The organism is Rhizobium sp. Leaf311, from assembly GCF_001423445.1.
In the GTDB taxonomy this organism is placed as follows: Bacteria; Pseudomonadota; Alphaproteobacteria; order Rhizobiales; family Rhizobiaceae; genus Agrobacterium.
In genome coordinates this window covers 244,581-261,785 of the sequence record NZ_LMNZ01000021.1, presented here as the reverse complement: position 1 = coordinate 261,785, position 17,205 = coordinate 244,581, and the positions used below count along the sequence as shown (strand labels likewise).

The following is a 17,205-nucleotide window of genomic DNA, read 5'->3' as shown; positions in this document are numbered from 1 at the left end:
TCCGAATGGGGTCGCGTCTCTCTGATAGAGCGAAATCGGCAATCGCCATGGGATGTGTCGCGGCTACCTGCATGGCGGCCAGTCTTCCATCACAAACAGCCTTCGCGAGCGAGGAGCGTGAAAAGTCCTGCCTTTACGAGCGAGCGAACGAAAGCGAACGCCTCTGCCTGCGCCGGGAAACCTTCAACGCCGACCTGTGTCGCACGATCGAGCATTTTGCCCGGGTCCACACGGTCCCACCCGCTTTTTTCGCCCGGCTGATCTGGCGTGAAAGCCTGTTTCGCCCAGAAGCGGTCAGCCACAAAGGGGCGGAAGGCATTGCGCAATTCATGCCCGGCACGGCCAGGCTTCGCGGTTTGAACAACAGTTTCGATGTCATAGACGCGCTGGACGCATCGGCTGCCTATCTTAACGAGCTGAAGAACCGCTTCGGAAATTTCGGTTTTGCGGCAGCAGCCTATAATGCCGGAGAAAACGGGCTTTCGCGTTATCTTGCCGGTGGAAGACTGCCGATAGAAACACGCGACTATGTTTTTGCAATTACCGGGCAGCCCGTGGAGACGTGGAAGGATTCCCCGCCCCAGACGGCAGCACCGGAACTGAACAAGGATCTGCCGTTTCAGGACGCCTGCCTTGTGCTTGCCGACACCCGCCAGATGCAGGAGCCGGTTTTTGCGGGTTCAGCAGATTGGGCGCCATGGGGTGTCCAGCTTGCCGCCCATTATCGACCCGCCATTGTCGAGCGACTGTTTACACGCGCGGTCAGCCGATTGCCTTCACCGCTTAACGAGGAGCGGGCACTGGTGGTGCGACAGCGCGGCGGAAATTTTGGCAACCGACCGCGCTATGCGGCACGGCTTGGACGGGAAACGCGGGCCGAAGCCAACCGCCTGTGTCAGGACATTCGTGCCGCAGGCGTGCCCTGCACCGTATTCAAAAACCGCTAGCGAAACTCTGCTTCAGCACAGTTGAAGCCAGAACACCCCGGCAAAGACGAGGATGGTGGAGGCCAACCCTGCCAGGGCGACATATCTGGCAATAGGCAGGATTGTCTCACCGCCCGACTCGACCTTTCTGTGAGGCAAATACAAGAGCGCCGACACCGAGACTGCGACCACAAAGGCGACGATGGTCGTTAACCGCAGCAGCGATATGCCACCCAGCATCATGGCATCCCATCCCGCCCGACAGCCAACAGCTTGCAGGCCGTAAATGGCGGAGAAATAACCGGCCCAGAGAATGAGCGGGCCTGCGAGAGCAAACAATATCCGGTACCGCATGACTTACCCTCCCGGCTGCAAGGCGGCCAACAGATAGGGATATACGGCAGCAATCAGAACCACGGCGAGACAATAGCCGTGCCAGAGCGTTGCGATAACGAGATCGTTCTGTCGTGTCTCCGAAACATAGCCGCTACGGAGCCGGTAGAGACAGAAACCCGAGAACACCGCGCCCAGGACAAGATGGACCAGCAGATAGCTGGAAACCGCGAATTTGACCGCTTCCAGTGCGTGAGCGCTCGCGGTTGAATTCGTGGAAAGGTCGAGAAGGATGAAAGCGGCGGCGATGACATAAGCCGCGAAAGACGCAACGAGCATGGCCTTGCCGATGATGACCCGGCCAAGCGCGCTGCCACCCGCCCCGCAACAGGTGGCAATAAGGCCAAATGCCAAGGCTGACAGATGCGCAGTTCCGGCTTGTGAGGCCGGAATCCCTTCCCCCGCGGGTGTCGCGACCCACAGGAAAAGTCCGCCGAACAAAAGGGATGAGAACAGGGTTGCGTTGGCAACCAGTGTAAGGCGCATGGCCAATATGCTGGGTGCATCGGCATGTTCGAAATGAAGCGGCAGACGTGACGATGGCGACGCGATCATTTCGCCCCAGTCGGTTCTGGCGGCATTGTTGCGTGTCCAGAGGAGGAAGAGGCCGAGGGTGAGCAGAGCAAAGACAGCAGATGCAGGATAGAGCTTGAAGAGAAGGCTGACGAACACCCCGCCGGTGGCAAGGGCGGTGTAGAGCGGCAGATAGGTCGGCGTCGGGAGAACGATGATCTGGTTGGCCTTTCCAGAAACCGCGTCGACACCGATGGTTTCCATCCAGCCATTTCGGCAAAAGCCGAGAAAGCCTTTTCCAGCGGCCAGTTGTGCGGCGAGGCGATTGATCGGAAGATTGTCGGCACGCGTGGCAATCTGAGGAATGGAGGCAAAACTGTAAGGCGCTGGCGGCGTCGGCATGGCCCATTCCAGCGTCCCTGCGCCCCACGGATTCCGGCGGAAAGGTTTTCCGAAGAGGAAGATCAGCACGATATCCAGCGCCACCAGCATGAAGCCCATGGCCATGATGAAGCTGCCGAAGGACGACAGAAGATTGAGCCATTCCCAAGGCGATGCTTCCGGATAGGCGAAAGTGCGGCGCGGCATCCCCAGAAGCCCCGTCAGGTGCATCATGAAGAAGGTCAGATTGAAGCCGATGAAGATCATCCAGAAGGCGGCGCGTGACAGGTGCTGCACCGGTTGACGCCCGCTGATATGGGGAACCCAGTAATAGATGCCGGCCAGCATGGGGAACAGAAAGCCGCCGACCAGCACGTAGTGAAGGTGGGCAACGACGAAATGCGTGTCATGCGCCTGCATATCAAAGGGCACCATGGCAAGCATGACGCCGGTCAACCCGCCGATGACGAAGACGAAGAAAAATCCGAAGACATGCAGCATGGGAATGTTGAGGCGGGGCTTACCCTGCGCCAGCGTGGCAAGCCACGCAAAGATCTGGATGGCTGTGGGGATGGCGACCAGCGCACTTGCCGCTGAAAAGAACGACAAGGCTACATGCGGAATGCCGACCGTGTACATGTGATGGACCCATAGGCCAAAGGACAGGAAGGCCATGGCCATGAGTGAAGCGACGATGATGTGATAGCCGGTCAGCGTGGTTCTGGCCAAGACCGGGATGATGGTGGACAAGGCGCCCGCTGCGGGCAGAAAGATGATGTAGACTTCCGGGTGCCCGAACAGCCAGAAAAGATGCTGCCACAAAAGCGGGTCCCCTCCCCGGTCAGGATCGAAAAACGGCAGGCCAAAGGCCCGTTCGGCCTCCAGCAGCATTGAACCGAGGATCAATGGGGGGAAACCGACCAGCATCATGCCGCCGACCACCAGCATGTACCAGGCAAAGATCGGCATTCTGACCAGCGACATGCCCGGCGCACGCATACGTATGATGGTGACGACGATCTCAATGGCCGCGCTGATGGCGGAGATTTCGACGAAGGTTATGCCCAGAAGCCAGATATCGGCATTGATGCCGGGGCTGTAACGCGATGAGGACAGGGGCGTGTACATGAACCAGCCGCTATCCGGCGCGACACCGCCGAGCAGGGCGACGATCAGCATCGAGCCTCCGAAAAGGTAGCACCAGTATCCGTAAGCCGACAATCTGGGAAAGGCGAGATCGCGGGCGCCGAGCAGCTTGGGCAACAGATAGATCGACAACCCCTCGAAAAACGGGATGGCGAACAGGAACATCATGATGGTTCCATGCATGGTGAAAACCTGCGAATATTGCGCGGCATCCATGAAGGCATTGGAAGCGGTTGCAAGCTGGGTGCGGATCAACATGCCAAGGAAACCGCCAATGGCGAAGAAGACCAGAGCAGTCACCATGAAGCGGATGCCGATGACATTGTGATTGACGGCGGCGAGCCGCTTCAGACCCTTGCCGCTGCGCCAGACGGCTTCCAGCTGCCGATGCAGGGCAAGCGAGGAGATGGGTTCTATGGTCGTTTCGCGGTCCGTCACGGTTGCAATGTCCTGAGTGTGTTTTGAAAATTCTCAACGCTATGGGCCTGCACGCGGAAATTCATCGCGCTGTGACCTTCGCCGCAATATTCCGCGCAAATGCCGCCGAATGTGCCCTCAACATCCGCTCGCAAGACGATGCTGGTTGTTTGTCCCGGAATGGCGTCGATCTTGCCGCCGAGCCTTGGCACCCAGAAGCTGTGTATGACATCCGTGCTTGTCGTCAGAATTCTGACGGGTTGACCAACAGGAATATGAAGGACGTCCTGAGTGTTGATCTGGTTGCCATCCTGCTCATAGACGAAATCCCAGCCCCACATTCTTGACGTGGCGGTTACGGTGACAGCGGGCTCCAGTGCTTCTGCGCCGAACAGTTTTTCGCCCTGAACGAAGGCATAGGCAAGGAGTGCCAGAAGGACGGGTATGGGCATGGCGAGACCGCCCCATCCGATCCATTGTTTCGGCGTGACGTTTTCAACCAGCCGGGGCGCGAAGAAAACGATGTAGAGCAGCACCATGATGAGGGTAAAAAGGCCAACCGCGCCCGCCAGCATGGCCCACCAGAGACCCGCTATAGCCTGAGACGACGGACCTGCTGGATCCAGGACTGAAAGATCGCCGGAACACCCGGCCAGAACCGCAGCAAGCGGTAAAACTGCCGTTAGCGGTCGGAACCGCATGGGCGATGCGCGTGTTGACCTGACATCAGGAGGTAACCCATGGCAGATACAGGCAGTCCCAACCCCGTCATTTCCAAGGTGGAAGAAAAGACCACGAATTCCGCCGTGGCCGTTGCGGGTCATCCGCTCCATGCCATGACGGTTCATTTCCCTATCGCGCTTGTGATTGCGACACTTGGGACCGATGTTTTCTACTGGTGGAGCGCCGATGACTTCTGGGCGCGCGCGGGGCTTTGGGCTTCCGGTGGCGCATTCTTCAGCGGACTGGCCGCAGGCACGATCGGCACCGCGGAGCTTTTGCTGGTCGCCGGTATTCGCGCCCGCGTCGCAAGCTGGGCCCATGGCATTGCCGCAATGGCTCTGATTGGGGTTATGGGAGCAAACTGGGGTGGCCGCGTAACCGCGACCATCGATGTCTTGCCGCATGGGCTGGGATTGTCCCTTCTGGCTGCTGTCCTGACAGGACTGGCCGGGTGGCATGGTGGGAAGTTGATTTTCGATCACGGCATCGGCCTCATGGTATCGGCCAAGGACTGATCTCCGAGATCATGTTTTTCAGTGCTCCCGGTGCAAAGAAGCCGGGGGGCACCGAAAAATCGACCATGGGACGAGCCAGCACCACGAAAAGAATGCCGCACACGACCCCGCCGCTGAGGATTGTTGCGGTGACGAAACGCCAGACGGGATAGACCTCACCCTCTTCAAAAAGCCTGATGATAACGAGGCCCGTCATGACGTGGATGACGACGAGCATTCCGACCAGCATGAGCTTGACAGAAAACCAGCCGCTATAGGGCTCCTGCAGGAAGATGAGCCCTGTTCCCGACGCAATGGCGACGAATGCTGCGGGCGAAAGAATTCTGACATAGGAGAAGCGGACGATCTTTTGCAGCCGGAAAAGATCCTGATCTTTCCGGATATGAGCACGTTGCACATAAAGGCCGGGAAGGCTGACAATGCCAGCGGCCCAGAGCGCAATCGCCGCGATGTGAATGAATTTAAGCCAGACTGCCATGGGCTCAGTTTCCCAAGGCTTGGTGGCCGCAGAACAATCGCTTGCGCAAGACAAAGACCGCCGCCGCCGCATAAGGCGCAAAGCCCAGCGTCCACATCAACACGCCGGAAAGCTGCTGGTCGCCCAGTGGGGTGAAGCCGAAAACCTGCGTCGTTAAAAGATGCGGCGCAAAAAGCGGCTGGGGTGCGAAGGTGAGGATTGCCCCGAGAAAACCCATCTGCACCATCGTCCCGACCGCTAGCCCCACGGACGACAGCATTGACGTCTTCTCAGACAGGATCCGCAGCCACAGCCACACGGATGAGCCGATCAAGGCAGCCTGCATCAACCAGTAGGGCAGAGCACCGGACAGCGCGAAATCATAGGCGAATGGTAGATGCCACGTCCAATAAACGACGGTGTGAAAAAGAAAGACCGCCTCTGCCGGGACCTTCAAGGCCTTCATAGGAGTGGCAAGCAGCAATGCCGCGGCGATGGGCGCAGCGACCGAACCGACCAGGATATGGTGGATGGTGCGGGCTGAAAACAGTGCAGTTGAGAGAGCGCAAAGAGGGGAGACGAAGGCGATGACGAGGACAAGTGACAGCAGTACGGTCAATCCGCGATGCCGATCATCTGACCGAGCGTGCAGAACTGCGATGACGGATACCATTGCCAGAACGAGAACAGGATCGAGATTCCAAGCATATTGAAGATCCTGGCTGTCTGGAGCAGGCCCGCAATAGGGATCCAGTGTGCTCGGCAAAATATAACCCCCGTGTGCGATGCGTGACGTGTCTCCTCATTCCCGCAACGCGCCCCCTACCCAAGGGTTCCAAAATAGTTCCCTGACAGGATCACAAAAAGTTTTCCGCAACGTCGCCTGTGTGTCCATGACGGCACTGTGATGCAGTTCCGAGCCCGGCATCATCCCACACGTGGAACCATCGCAAGGCTCATCTGTTGGCTCATCAGGCAGAGCCATGAGGTGACCGGGTGGAACAAAAAGTCAAATACAAGCAGTACACGATGCCGACAGGCGGGTGGGGTTCTCTCAAATCAGTCTTTGCCGATGTGATCCAGCAACGCGCCATCAAGACGACGCCGGGGCTTCTGAAAGATCACAACAAGGTCGGCGGTTACATGTGCACCAGTTGCGCATGGGCAAAACCTGGCAAGCCGCATCTGGGCGAGTTTTGCGAAAACGGCGCGAAGGCAACATTCTGGGACCTGACATCCAAGCGAACGACGCCAGAGTTTTTCGCAAGGCACACCGTAAACGAACTTCTCAAGTGGCCGGACTACGATCTGGAAAACGAGGGCCGCCTGACACACCCGATGCGCTATGACGCAACCACAGACAAATATGTGAGCGTGAGCTGGCGGGAGGCGTTTGCAGACATCGGTCAGAAACTCAAGGGTTTTGAGCCGTCATCGGTCGTCTTCTATGCTTCAGGTCGCGCTTCGCTCGAAACATCCTACATGTATCAGCTTCTGGCTCGCCTTTATGGCAACAACAACCTTCCCGACAGTTCCAACATGTGCCACGAGACAACCTCGGTTGCCCTGCCGCAAAGCATCGGCACCCCCGTCGGCACGATACTTCTGCACGATTATGAGCACACCGATTGCATCTTGTCCTTCGGTCAGAATGTCGGCACCAACTCTCCAAGGCTGTTGCACAGCCTGCAGGAAGTGCGTGAGCGGGATGTCCCGATTGTGGTTTTCAATCCCCTGAAGGAGCGCGGCTGGCAGGAATTCGTCAACCCCCAGCGTCCCGGCCAGATGGCCACGAACAAGGCAACGCAGATTGCCACGCAATATTATCAGGTGAGCGCCGGTGGCGATATTGCCGTGATGATGGGCATGGCGAAGTTTCTGTTCACATGGCACGACGAGGCGAAGGCGCGGGGTGAGCCCGGCATTCTGGACGAAGACTTCATCCAGCAGCACACGCATGGCTTCGAAGCCTTCGAGGCGCAGGTTCGCTCAACCGACTGGGCCGAGATCTTGCAGGTTTCAGGACTAAGCTCGGCCTCTATCGAAGCGGCGGCGCGGACCTACTCCAAGGCAAAAGCCGTGATCGCGATCTATGGCATGGGCCTGACGCAGCACAGATATGGCGTGGACAATGTTCAAACGCTGATCAACCTTTTGCTGATGCGCGGCAATATCGGCAAGCCCGGCGCAGGCATCTGTCCGGTCCGCGGACATTCCAACGTTCAAGGCCAGCGTACCGTCGGTATTTCCGAGAAGACCGAACTTGTTCCTCTGGACCATCTTGCGGAACAATACGGCTTTGAGCCGCCCCGCGAAGATGGACTGAACACCATCGAGGCCTGCGAAGGCATTGTGAAGGGAACGGTCAAAGCCTTCATCAGCCTTGGCGGCAACTTTGTGCGTGCCATCCCCGAGAGCGAACTGATGGAGCGCAAGTGGCGTGATCTCGACCTTTCGGTGCAGATTGCCACCAAGCTGAACCGGAGCCATCTGGTAACAGCGGCGACGACTTATATTCTTCCCACGCTGGTCCGCTCCGAAATCGACGAGCAGCTGTCAGGGCCGCAGATCGTGACCATGGAAGATTCGACGACCTGCATCCACGCCTCGCGCGGGAAGTACAAGCCCGCGCATGAGGGGTTGCTGTCGGAACCGCGCATCGTCGCCGAAATCGCCAAACATGCGCTGGAACCCAACCCAAAGGTGCCGTGGGAAGACTGGGTCAATAATTATGCGCTGGTCAGGGACGCCATCGAGGCCACCTATCCCGAGCCATTCAGGGACTTCAACGGGCGGCTCGATATACCCGGCGGCTTCCCCAGACCTGTGCCCGCACGCCACCGCGAATGGCACACGGACACCGGCAAGGCGAACTTCAAGCTGCCGAAATCCTTGAACGCCAGCTTTGCTGCCGCCGAGGACAGCGATGTGTTGCGGCTTATAACGCTGAGGTCCAATGACCAGTTCAACACCACGGTCTACGGTTACGATGACCGCCTGCGCGGCATCCACAAATCGCGAATGATCGTGATGATGAGCGCCGATGATCGCATACGGCTTGGCATAGCGAAGGACGGTCTGGCACGCATTACCACCGCCGTCGATGACGGGATCTTGCGGACGATGACCAATTTTCAGGTGATCGATTACGACCTGCCATCGGGAACTTGTGCTGCATATTACCCGGAATGCAACCCTCTCATACCGCTCTGGCAATATGCGGAAGAAAGCAAAACGCCTGCTGCAAAATCAGTGCCGGTGCGGATTGAGCCTGCCTGACACGACCGCTGCGAGTTGGCCAGCCTTAAGAGCTGGCCTCTCTGGCGAGCTTGTCGGCAAGCTCATTGCCGACATTTCCATCATGGCCTTTGCACCATGCGACCAAGACGCCTGGATTTTGCCGAAGCATGAGGTCCATGCTCTTCCACAGGTCCGCATCCGGAATACTTCGGTTGCGCTTTTTCGGGTTCGGATTGTAACGCTTCCAGCCGTTATTGCTCCAGATGGGGCGCCGCACATTGCACCCTTCCACGACATAGTTTGAGTCAGACCAGATGGTGATGGCGGCAGCGTCTATGCTAGTCATGGCCCACTCAAGCGCCTTGACGGCAGCCACGAGCTCTAGCGTATTGTTGCTATCGCCATCGAAGCTACCGGCGTGGGACGAAGTGATCCTGTTTTCGTCGCTGGTCGCTACGAAAGCCCAGCCGCCCTTCTTTCTGGCAGCATCGTAAGAGCCGTCGATATAAAGATTGAGCATGGCTCCGTTCAACAAGCTCGAGTTTGGCCCGAAAGCACTGCCATGCACCTGTTCTTGTTTTGACGTCAGTGTCACTGCAAAGGCTGCCGCTGAATGCCCGACAGCAGGGTGCGGATGAAAAGCGCGCCGTCCACGCAAAGTCTGAACTTGCCACGCCGCAATGCCCATTCTGTCACGAGCCCACCGATGATTGCGGAAACCATGGAGGCGGCCTTTTCGGGCGTCCATGGTGCCGCGAGACCTGGGCCTGCATCGACAGCGGTAAAAATGCGCAGGAGGAGATCGTTCATTTCTTCTGGAAACGTATCCTGACCTTCCTCGTCAGTTTCCGTCAGCACAATATCGAGCCGCATCATGACAAGCAGCAGACCGCGTTGGCGCGGGTCCTTTTCGAACCGCGCGAACATGTCCTGGATAATGTCGATCAATGTTTCGATGGAAGGACAGCCCTTGCCCTCGGCAAGTTCGTCGGCGAAACGCCGGAACGGCTCCTGCGCACCGTTTCTCAACGCCAGTAAAAGACCCTGCTTGTTCTTGAAATGCCAATGAATGGCGCCGCGGGTAACGCCGGACTGCGTGGCGATTTCCTCAAGGCTGACCTTGTCGTAGCCCTTGTCGAGGAAGAGGGTCTCGGCAGCCTGCAAGATCTGACGCCCGGTTTCCGCAGCCTGATCCTTGGTTCTTCTCACCCTACGCCTCTCTAATCACCTATTTTCGAATATGCTTCTATATGGTGAGATAGGGCAAAGCAAATCAGCGGCATGCTAAAAAATGATTCAGACCCAGCCGCCATCCGCCTCCCGGCTTATGACTGTCCCGACGTGCCTTGCGCGTCGGGACAGTCGGTTCCGTCGTTACACTGTTTTCGGTTCTGCCTGTTTCGCCTTGCGGGAGCGGAACAGTTTCGTGACCAGTACGAAGAACACCGGCACCATGACAATTGCCAGAAGCGTACCCGTTACCGTGCCGAAGAAAGTCGCATAGCCAATGGCATGGCGAGCGCCGGCACCGGCACCGGTGGAAATGACCAGCGGAATGACACCCAAGCCGAAGGCAAGAGACGTCATCAAGATTGGTCTGAAGCGAAGCTTCGCTGCCTGGCAGACCGCGTCGAATGCGCCCTCACCCAGATTGGCCATGCGCTCTCGGGCAAATTCGACAATCATAATGCCGTTCTTGCCGGTGAGACCGACGACCGTCAGCAGTCCCACCTGGAAATAGACGCCATTGGACTGACCGCCGATCCATGCGCCCAGAAGCGCTCCCAGAATACCAACCGGCATGGCGAGCAGGACGGCGACCGGAATTGTCCAGCTTTCATAGAGGGCAGCAAGGCAAAGGAACATGGTTGCGAGCGCCAGACCGTAAAGCGGCAGAGCCCCCGCGCCAGCATCCTTTTCCTCAAGGGACATACCCGTCCACTGCAGGCTGAAGCCGGGCGGCAGCTTTGCCGCAAGCGCTTCCATTTCCGCCAGCGCCTCACCCGAAGAAAAGCCTGCTGCGGGAGACCCTTCGAGCTCCATGGCTGGCAGGGCATCATAGCGGCTGACCTGCTGGGGTCCGAAAACCCAGTTCTGGCTGGCAATGGTCGAAAGATCGACAAAGTCGCCGTTGCCATTGGGAACGCGCCACAGGGCAAGATCTTCAGGCCCGGTGCGGGCATCCGGCTCACCCTGAACATAGACGCGCTTCATACGACCTTCATAGAGAAAGTCATTGACGTAGGAGCTTGACCACACGGTCGTCAGGAACGCGCCGACATCCGCCGCACTCAATCCCACCGCGCCAGCCTTGCCCCAATCGATGTTGAGTTCGAACTGGGAGGCGTCTTCCACACCGTTCGGTCGAACCGCCATGAGCTTGGGGCTCTTGGCAGCCATGCCAAGCAGCATGTTGCGGGCTTCCAGAAGCTGCTCGTGGCTTTGGCCAGCGCGCGCCTGAAGATAGGCGGTAAAGCCGTTGGAGTTGCCCAGTTCCGTGACGGCGGGTGGCACGAGCGGAACGACGATCGCTTCCTTGATGCCGCCCATCAGAGGGCCGAAGGCGCGGGCCGCGATGGCCTGGGCGGAGTTTTCCCTGCCCTCACGCTCTTTCCAATCCTTGAGCTTGACGAACATCATGCCCATGTTCTGGCCCTGCCCGGCGAAGGAGAATCCACGCACCGAGAATACGGACGCAACATTCTTCCCTTCGGCGTTCATGTAATAGTTTTCGACCTTGCGCAGCACGGCTTCCGTGCTTTCGGCAGTCGTTCCGGGCGGGGTCTGGATGATCGTCAGGAGGCTGCCCTGGTCTTCATCCGGGAGGAAGGATGTGGGCGTTTTCTGGTAAAGCGACACCATGACGCCAACCAGAACCAGATAGACGAGGAACATGCGGATCGGTCGTTTCGCAGAGCCGGACACGACCTTGCCATAGCGATCCGTAAGCCAGGAAAAGCGACGCTCGAAAGCGTTGCTGAACCGAACGGCCAACCCGGCCTTGGCATGGGGATCGTGCGCCTTGAGGATCGTGGCGCAGAGAGCCGGTGTAAAGATCAATGCGACCATGACCGACAGCGCCATGGCGGATACGATGGTAACCGCAAACTGCTTGTACATTTCGCCGGTGGCACCGCCGAAGAATGCCATCGGCACGAAAACGGCTGAAACCACCATACCGATGCCGATGAGAGCGCCCTGGATTTCGACCATGGACTTCTTTGTCGCCTCGACCGGATCGAGATGCTCGTCGCGCATGATACGCTCGACGTTTTCCACCACGACAATCGCATCATCCACGAGCAGACCGATGGCAAGGACCATGGCCAGCATCGTCAACGTGTTGATGGAAAAACCAAGCGCTGCCATGATGCCGAAGGTGCCAAGAAGCACGACTGGAACCGCAAGCGCCGGGATAAGGGTTGCGCGGAAGTTATGAAGGAAAAGGAGAATGACGAGAACGACGAGCGCAATCGCCTCGATGAGCGTATGAACCACCGCCTCGATGGAAAGCGATACGAAAGGCGTTGTGTCATAGGGAATGACGTAACTCACGCCCGCCGGAAGATATTCGCCGAGTTCGGCAACCTTCGCCTTGGCCAGCTCCGCCGTTTCCAGCGCATTTGCCCCTGATGCGAGCTGAATAGCCATGCCCGATGCCGGCTTGCCATTGTAGAAACCAGCAATTTCGTAGTTTTCCGTACCCAGTTCAGCGCGGGCGACGTCACGCAGAAGGACCAAGCCTCCATCCGTATCGGCGCGCAGAACGACACGCTCGAAGTCCGCAGGCGTCTTCAAAAGTGACTGTGCGGTCACCGTCGCATTCAGCAGCTGCCCCTTGGGTGCCGGCATTGCGCCAAACGAACCCGCAGAAATCTGCGCATTCTGCGCGCTGATGGCATTGATGACGGTGTTGGGAGACAGGCCGTAATATTTCAGCTTCAGCGGATCCAGCCAGATCCGCATCGCATATTCCGAACCGAAGACTTCAACCTTGCCAACGCCTTTCAGGCGGGAGATCGGCTCGACCATGTAGGAGTTGAGATAATCCGAAAGATCGACCGCGGTGCGAGCTCCGTCATCGGAAATCAGAGCGATAACCATGAGGAAGCCCGTGGTGGATTTTTCGGCCGTAACACCCTGACGGGTGACTTCCGCAGGCAGGCTGGCCTCGGCCTGGCTCAGCTTGTTCTGAACCTGAACCTGAGCAATATCGGGATCGGTACCGAGCGAGAAATTGAGTGTGATGGAGGCGCGACCTGTCGAGGTCGTCGACGACTCGATGTAGCGCAGGCCATCAAGCCCCGTCATTTCCTTTTCGATAATCTGGACGACCGTATCGGCGACCGTTTCAGCCGATGCACCGGGATAGGTTGCGCCGATAACGACGGCGGGTCCGGCAATCGACGGATACTGCGAGATGGGCAAACGCAGGATCGACAGGACGCCGAGCCCCATGATGATGATCGCTATGACCCATGCGAAGATGGGCCTGTCTATGAAAAACCGCGCCATGGATTAGTTGCTCCCTGCCGGAGCGGCTGGCTGTGCCACCGGCTGCGTGTCAATTTCGACCGGTGCGCCTGGCTTCGCCTTCTGGAAGCCGGTCATGACAATCTTGTCGCCTGCCTTGAGACCATCGCTCGTGACCCAGCGATTGCCAGCGCCAGCAACGACTGTGACCGGACGTGGTACGATCTTGCCATCTTCCACGAGCCAAACGGAAGATTGACCCTTGGCGTCGCGCATCACCGCGCTTTGTGGCACGAGTGTCGCATTCTTGGTGACGGCCTGTGGCAGTTCGACTTCGACATAAAGACCAGGCAGCAGCTTATGGTCCGGATTGGAGAAGGAAATTCGAAGGGTCACCATGCCTGTTGTCGGCTCGACACGAGGCTCGGCAGCCTTCAGATCACCCCTGATGGGATAAGTCTGGCCGTTGGGGAGGATCATGGTTGCGACGGACATGGCCTGGCCACCGCCAGCACGCTTGTCGGAATTCCATCGCAAAAGATCGTTTACCGATTGCGTGACGTCGACATAGATCGTGTCGAGCGCGCGGATTGTCGTCAATGCTGTCGTCTGCTGCGCGGCCACAAGCGCACCTGCCGTGGCGTCGGAAAAGCCGATAACACCCGAAATAGGTGCCTTGATGGTCGTTCTGTCGAGATCGATTTCAGCGGTTCTCAACTGCGCAAGCGCCACCTGAAGTGCAGCCTGCGCCTTGTTCCGGTCAGCGATCTTGGTGTCGCGGTTGGACGCAGAGCCGACATTGTTTGCGAATGTTTCTTCCGCACGTCGCGCGTCGACAACAGCAAAGTCATAGCTCGCCTGAGCCTGAGCCACATTCGCCTTGGCCGATTCGACCGCTGCGACATAGGTCTCGTCTTCGATCTTGTAGAGAGCCTGTCCGGCCTCGACCTTCGCGCCTTCCTCGAAAAGACGTTCGCGGATGATGCCGTTGACCTGTGGCCGGACCTCGGAAATCGTGGACGGCTTGATGCGGCCTGGCAGGCGGGCGGTCAGCGTGAAGTCTTCGACCTTTGCCTCCTCCACCGTGACCTTGGGAGTTGGAGGTTGCTGGGCAATGACCTTCCCGGGAAGGACGACGCTTGAGAGGATAAGGGCAAGGCCGACCGTCTGCCCACGCCGGAACTGAGTTTTCTGGACCATTTTCCACCTTTTCGATGCACGGGTGTTGCCGGACGACAAGACGCATCGCCGCATAATCTCGTATACATACATTCTGAATGTAAATATCAAGTGAATTATTTTGTTTGAATATCCGGGCGTTGATTTACGCCCTATTTCGATCATCTGGAGCTGTATCCTGATACGTGCTACGCGCTAGCGGGGATGGCGCAGGACAACCCTGCCGCGCGCAATACGCCAGTGCAATTTGTCAACGGAGGTTTGGATGATCGAGAATATTCTGAGAGAGATGACACTTGAGGAACAGGTCTCGCTGCTATCAGGAGCTGACTTCTGGACGACGGTGCCGGTGGAACGGCTTGGTGTTCCGAAAATCAAGGTGACGGATGGACCGAACGGGGCACGTGGTGCGGGCTCACTGGTGGCTGGCGTGAAGGCAGGTTGTTTCCCGGTAGCGATTGCGCTGGGCGCGACATGGAATCCGGCCCTTGTGGAACAGATGGGCGTGGCGCTGGCGGGGCAGGCCAAAAGCAAGGGCGCGTCCGTTCTTCTGGCGCCCACAGTCAACATTCACCGCTCCGGTCTGAACGGGCGCAACTTCGAATGCTATTCCGAAGATCCGCTGCTGACCGCAGCACTTGCGGTCGCCTATATCAAGGGCGTGCAGAGCAAGGGCATCGCTGCGACCATCAAGCATTTTGTCGGGAATGAATCTGAAATCGAGAGGCAGACGATATCTTCGGATATTGATGAGCGCAGCCTGCGGGAGCTGTATCTCCTGCCCTTCGAACATGCGGTAAAGACTGCGGGCGTGATGGCGGTGATGTCATCCTATAACCGGCTGAATGGCTCCTATACGAGTGAACACGAATGGCTGCTGACGCAGGTGCTGCGCAAGGAATGGGGATTTGACGGCATTGTTATGTCGGACTGGTTCGGATCGCATTCGACCGCCGCCACCGTCAATGCCGGGCTGGACCTGGAAATGCCGGGCCCAAGCCGCGACCGCGGCGAAAAGCTTGTCGAAGCCGTCCGCAAGGGTGATGTCGACGCAGCAACCGTGCGGGAGGCTGCTCGCCGTATTCTCAGCCTTCTTGAGAAGGTCGGGGCTTTTGAAACAACACCCGATCTCACTGAGCACTCCCTCGACCTGCCGCAGGATCGCGCCCTTATTCGCAAGATTGGCGCGGATGGCTGCGTGTTGCTGAAAAATGACGGCGCCTTGCCACTTTCGAAGACCACGCTCGACAGCATTGCCGTTATCGGCCCCAATGCGCGGGAAGCACGCGTCATGGGTGGCGGAAGCGCTCAGATTGCCGCGCATTACACGGTCAGCCCGCTGGAAGGAATAGGCTCGGCGCTTTCCAACGCGAACAATGTTCACTACGCCGCCGGCTGCAGCAACAATCGCCTTATCGACGTGTTTGAAGGGGAAATGGAGGTCGAGTATTTCAAGGGCAGGACGCTTGACGGCGCGCCGGTGTGCCGTGAAACGGCCTCCAAGGGCGAATTCTTCTGGTTTGACCTGCCATCGCCAGAGCTTGATCCGGCCGATTTTTCCGCACGGATCACCGCGCATTATGTAGCCGCGCAAGCGGGCGAGCATGTCTTTGGCATGACCAATGCCGGGCTCGCAAAGCTGCATGTCGACGACGCATTGCTCGTCAACGGATATGACGGCTGGAGCCCCGGCGACAATTATTTCGGCACCGCCAACAATGAGCAGCGCCAGACGCTGACGCTGGAGGCTGGCCGCCGGTATAAGGTGACAATCGAATATTGCTCGCCGGCACCGACCGATGACGGCATCCATCTGACCGCAATCCGTTTCGGCGTCGAGAAACCGCTTGGCGATGACGCCATGGACGAGGCCGTCGCAAAGGCGGCAGGTTGCGATGTTGCCCTGCTCTTCATCGGTCGCAATGGCCAGTGGGACACGGAGGGGCTCGACCTTCCGGACATGCGCTTGCCGGGTCGACAGGAGGAATTGATCGAAAGGGTTGCTGCCGTCAACCAACGCACGATCGTCATCCTGCAAACGGGCGGTCCCGTCGAAATGCCGTGGCTTGGAAAGGTGCAGGCAGTGCTGCAGATGTGGTATCCCGGCCAAGAGTTGGGCAACGCTGTCGCCGATGTCCTTTTCGGGGATCAGGAACCCGGCGGGCGCTTGCCGCAAACATTTCCGAAGTCTCTCTCGGACAACTCGGCGATTACAGAAAATCCACTCGTCTACCCCGGAAAAGAAGGCCATGTTCGCTACGATGAAGGCGTCTTCGTCGGATATAGGCACCACGACACCAGCAATATCGAGCCGCTTTTTCCATTCGGTTACGGTCTGGGATATACGCGCTTTGAGTGGGTGAACGCCAGAGCCTCGGCAGAAACCATGGGTGAAGACGGCTTGAACGTTATGGTGGATGTGACGAATGTAGGCGACCGCAAGGGCTCGGAAGTCGTCCAGCTCTACGTGCGCCCACAAAACTCAGTGGTATCTCGGCCAGAAAAAGAGCTGCGCGCCTTTGCCAAGCTGGAACTTTCGCCCGGCGAGACCCGGACCGTTATCCTGAATATCAAATTGCGCGACCTCAGCTATTACGACGTCGAGGCCGCTGCTTTCCGGTCCGAAAAGGGACAATATGATCTGATACTGGCGGCAAATGCTGGCGATATCCGCGAGACCGTGACGATAACCAATCCGCATGAATGGCGGGGTCCGGTGGACAGCGTTTCTGTTTAAGAAATAAAAGACTGCCCTTGCGAAAGCCCGGGCAGTCTCTGTCAATTTCTGAACTTTCGGTTCTGGAGGGGGTTGCTTCCGCGCCCCTTTATAAACCCTTGTGCA

The 17,205-nt window shown here is 58.1% G+C and carries 13 protein-coding genes; 4 read left to right on the top strand and 9 right to left on the bottom strand.

The annotated features are described in order from the left end of the window. Positions 1–5: 5 nt before the first annotated feature. Positions 6–947, top strand: coding sequence for a transglycosylase SLT domain-containing protein (locus ASF69_RS20525; protein ID WP_244475536.1), 942 nt, complete (start codon positions 6–8; stop codon positions 945–947). 12 nt (positions 948–959) lie between these two features. Here ASF69_RS20525 and ASF69_RS20520 read toward each other — a convergent pair whose 3' ends face one another. Genes ASF69_RS20520 through coxB form a run of 3 tightly spaced genes read right to left on the bottom strand, consistent with a single transcriptional unit; the run spans position 960 to position 4,477 of the window. Then, complete coding sequence (locus ASF69_RS20520) at positions 960–1,280, bottom strand: hypothetical protein (RefSeq protein WP_062590135.1); 321 nt, start codon at positions 1,278–1,280, stop codon at positions 960–962. A 3-nt stretch (positions 1,281–1,283) separates the two neighbouring features. Next, positions 1,284–3,797: a cytochrome c oxidase subunit I gene (ctaD, locus tag ASF69_RS20515; RefSeq protein WP_082469809.1), complete on the bottom strand. Its 2,514-nt coding sequence runs from the start codon at positions 3,795–3,797 to the stop codon at positions 1,284–1,286. Next, the gene (coxB, locus tag ASF69_RS20510) at positions 3,794–4,477 is read right to left on the bottom strand and encodes a cytochrome c oxidase subunit II (RefSeq protein ID WP_062590133.1); all 684 of its coding nucleotides are present in this window, start codon (positions 4,475–4,477) and stop codon (positions 3,794–3,796) included. Before coxB ends, ctaD begins: the two co-directional genes overlap by 4 nt. Before the next feature lie 39 nt (positions 4,478–4,516). On the opposite strand from coxB, the gene ASF69_RS20505 reads away from it, so the two are divergent. Then, a complete protein-coding gene (locus ASF69_RS20505; protein WP_062590132.1) occupies positions 4,517–5,014 on the top strand; it encodes a DUF2231 domain-containing protein in 498 nt (165 codons plus the stop codon). On the opposite strand, the gene ASF69_RS20500 is transcribed toward ASF69_RS20505, so the two are convergent. Next, positions 4,992–5,492, bottom strand: a complete 501-nt coding sequence (locus tag ASF69_RS20500) for a CopD family protein (RefSeq protein ID WP_062590130.1) — start codon at positions 5,490–5,492, stop codon at positions 4,992–4,994. The two genes, ASF69_RS20505 and ASF69_RS20500, sit on opposite strands and share 23 nt — an antisense overlap. Before the next feature lie 4 nt (positions 5,493–5,496). Beyond that, positions 5,497–6,237, bottom strand: a complete 741-nt coding sequence (locus ASF69_RS20495; RefSeq protein ID WP_062590129.1) for a cytochrome c oxidase assembly protein — start codon at positions 6,235–6,237, stop codon at positions 5,497–5,499. 230 nt (positions 6,238–6,467) lie between these two features. Here ASF69_RS20495 and ASF69_RS20490 point away from each other — a divergent pair, with 230 nt between their 5' ends. Next, complete coding sequence (locus ASF69_RS20490) at positions 6,468–8,750, top strand: FdhF/YdeP family oxidoreductase (RefSeq protein ID WP_062590127.1); 2,283 nt, start codon at positions 6,468–6,470, stop codon at positions 8,748–8,750. A gap of 25 nt (positions 8,751–8,775) precedes the next feature. On the opposite strand, the gene ASF69_RS20485 is transcribed toward ASF69_RS20490, so the two are convergent. From ASF69_RS20485 to ASF69_RS20470, 4 genes are all read right to left on the bottom strand, one after another. Next, positions 8,776–9,231: an RNase H family protein gene (locus ASF69_RS20485; protein ID WP_062590125.1), complete on the bottom strand. Its 456-nt coding sequence runs from the start codon at positions 9,229–9,231 to the stop codon at positions 8,776–8,778. Between the two features lie 71 nt (positions 9,232–9,302). Further along, positions 9,303–9,920, bottom strand: a complete 618-nt coding sequence (locus ASF69_RS20480; protein WP_062590124.1) for a TetR family transcriptional regulator — start codon at positions 9,918–9,920, stop codon at positions 9,303–9,305. Between the two features lie 165 nt (positions 9,921–10,085). Further along, positions 10,086–13,226: an efflux RND transporter permease subunit gene (locus tag ASF69_RS20475; RefSeq protein WP_062590123.1), complete on the bottom strand. Its 3,141-nt coding sequence runs from the start codon at positions 13,224–13,226 to the stop codon at positions 10,086–10,088. A 3-nt stretch (positions 13,227–13,229) separates the two neighbouring features. After that, positions 13,230–14,384: an efflux RND transporter periplasmic adaptor subunit gene (locus tag ASF69_RS20470; protein ID WP_062590122.1), complete on the bottom strand. Its 1,155-nt coding sequence runs from the start codon at positions 14,382–14,384 to the stop codon at positions 13,230–13,232. A 244-nt stretch (positions 14,385–14,628) separates the two neighbouring features. Here ASF69_RS20470 and ASF69_RS20465 point away from each other — a divergent pair, with 244 nt between their 5' ends. After that, on the top strand, positions 14,629–17,100 hold the full coding sequence (locus ASF69_RS20465) for a glycoside hydrolase family 3 C-terminal domain-containing protein (RefSeq protein ID WP_062590121.1): 2,472 nt from the start codon (positions 14,629–14,631) through the stop codon (positions 17,098–17,100). Positions 17,101–17,205 lie beyond the last annotated feature (105 nt).

Excerpts from the sequence above, each read along its gene's own strand:
- ASF69_RS20505 (WP_062590132.1), top strand. The coding sequence starts at position 4,517 with ATGGCAGATACAGGCAGTCCCAACCCCGTCATTTCCAAGGTGGAAGAA.
- ASF69_RS20475 (WP_062590123.1), bottom strand. The coding sequence starts at position 13,226 with ATGGCGCGGTTTTTCATAGACAGGCCCATCTTCGCATGGGTCATAGCG.
- ASF69_RS20485 (WP_062590125.1), bottom strand. The coding sequence starts at position 9,231 with ATGCTCAATCTTTATATCGACGGCTCTTACGATGCTGCCAGAAAGAAG.
- coxB (WP_062590133.1), bottom strand. The coding sequence starts at position 4,477 with ATGCGGTTCCGACCGCTAACGGCAGTTTTACCGCTTGCTGCGGTTCTG.
- ASF69_RS20470 (WP_062590122.1), bottom strand. The coding sequence starts at position 14,384 with ATGGTCCAGAAAACTCAGTTCCGGCGTGGGCAGACGGTCGGCCTTGCC.
- ASF69_RS20500 (WP_062590130.1), bottom strand. The coding sequence starts at position 5,492 with ATGGCAGTCTGGCTTAAATTCATTCACATCGCGGCGATTGCGCTCTGG.
- ASF69_RS20525 (WP_244475536.1), top strand. The coding sequence starts at position 6 with ATGGGGTCGCGTCTCTCTGATAGAGCGAAATCGGCAATCGCCATGGGA.
- ASF69_RS20520 (WP_062590135.1), bottom strand. The coding sequence starts at position 1,280 with ATGCGGTACCGGATATTGTTTGCTCTCGCAGGCCCGCTCATTCTCTGG.
- ASF69_RS20465 (WP_062590121.1), top strand. The coding sequence starts at position 14,629 with ATGATCGAGAATATTCTGAGAGAGATGACACTTGAGGAACAGGTCTCG.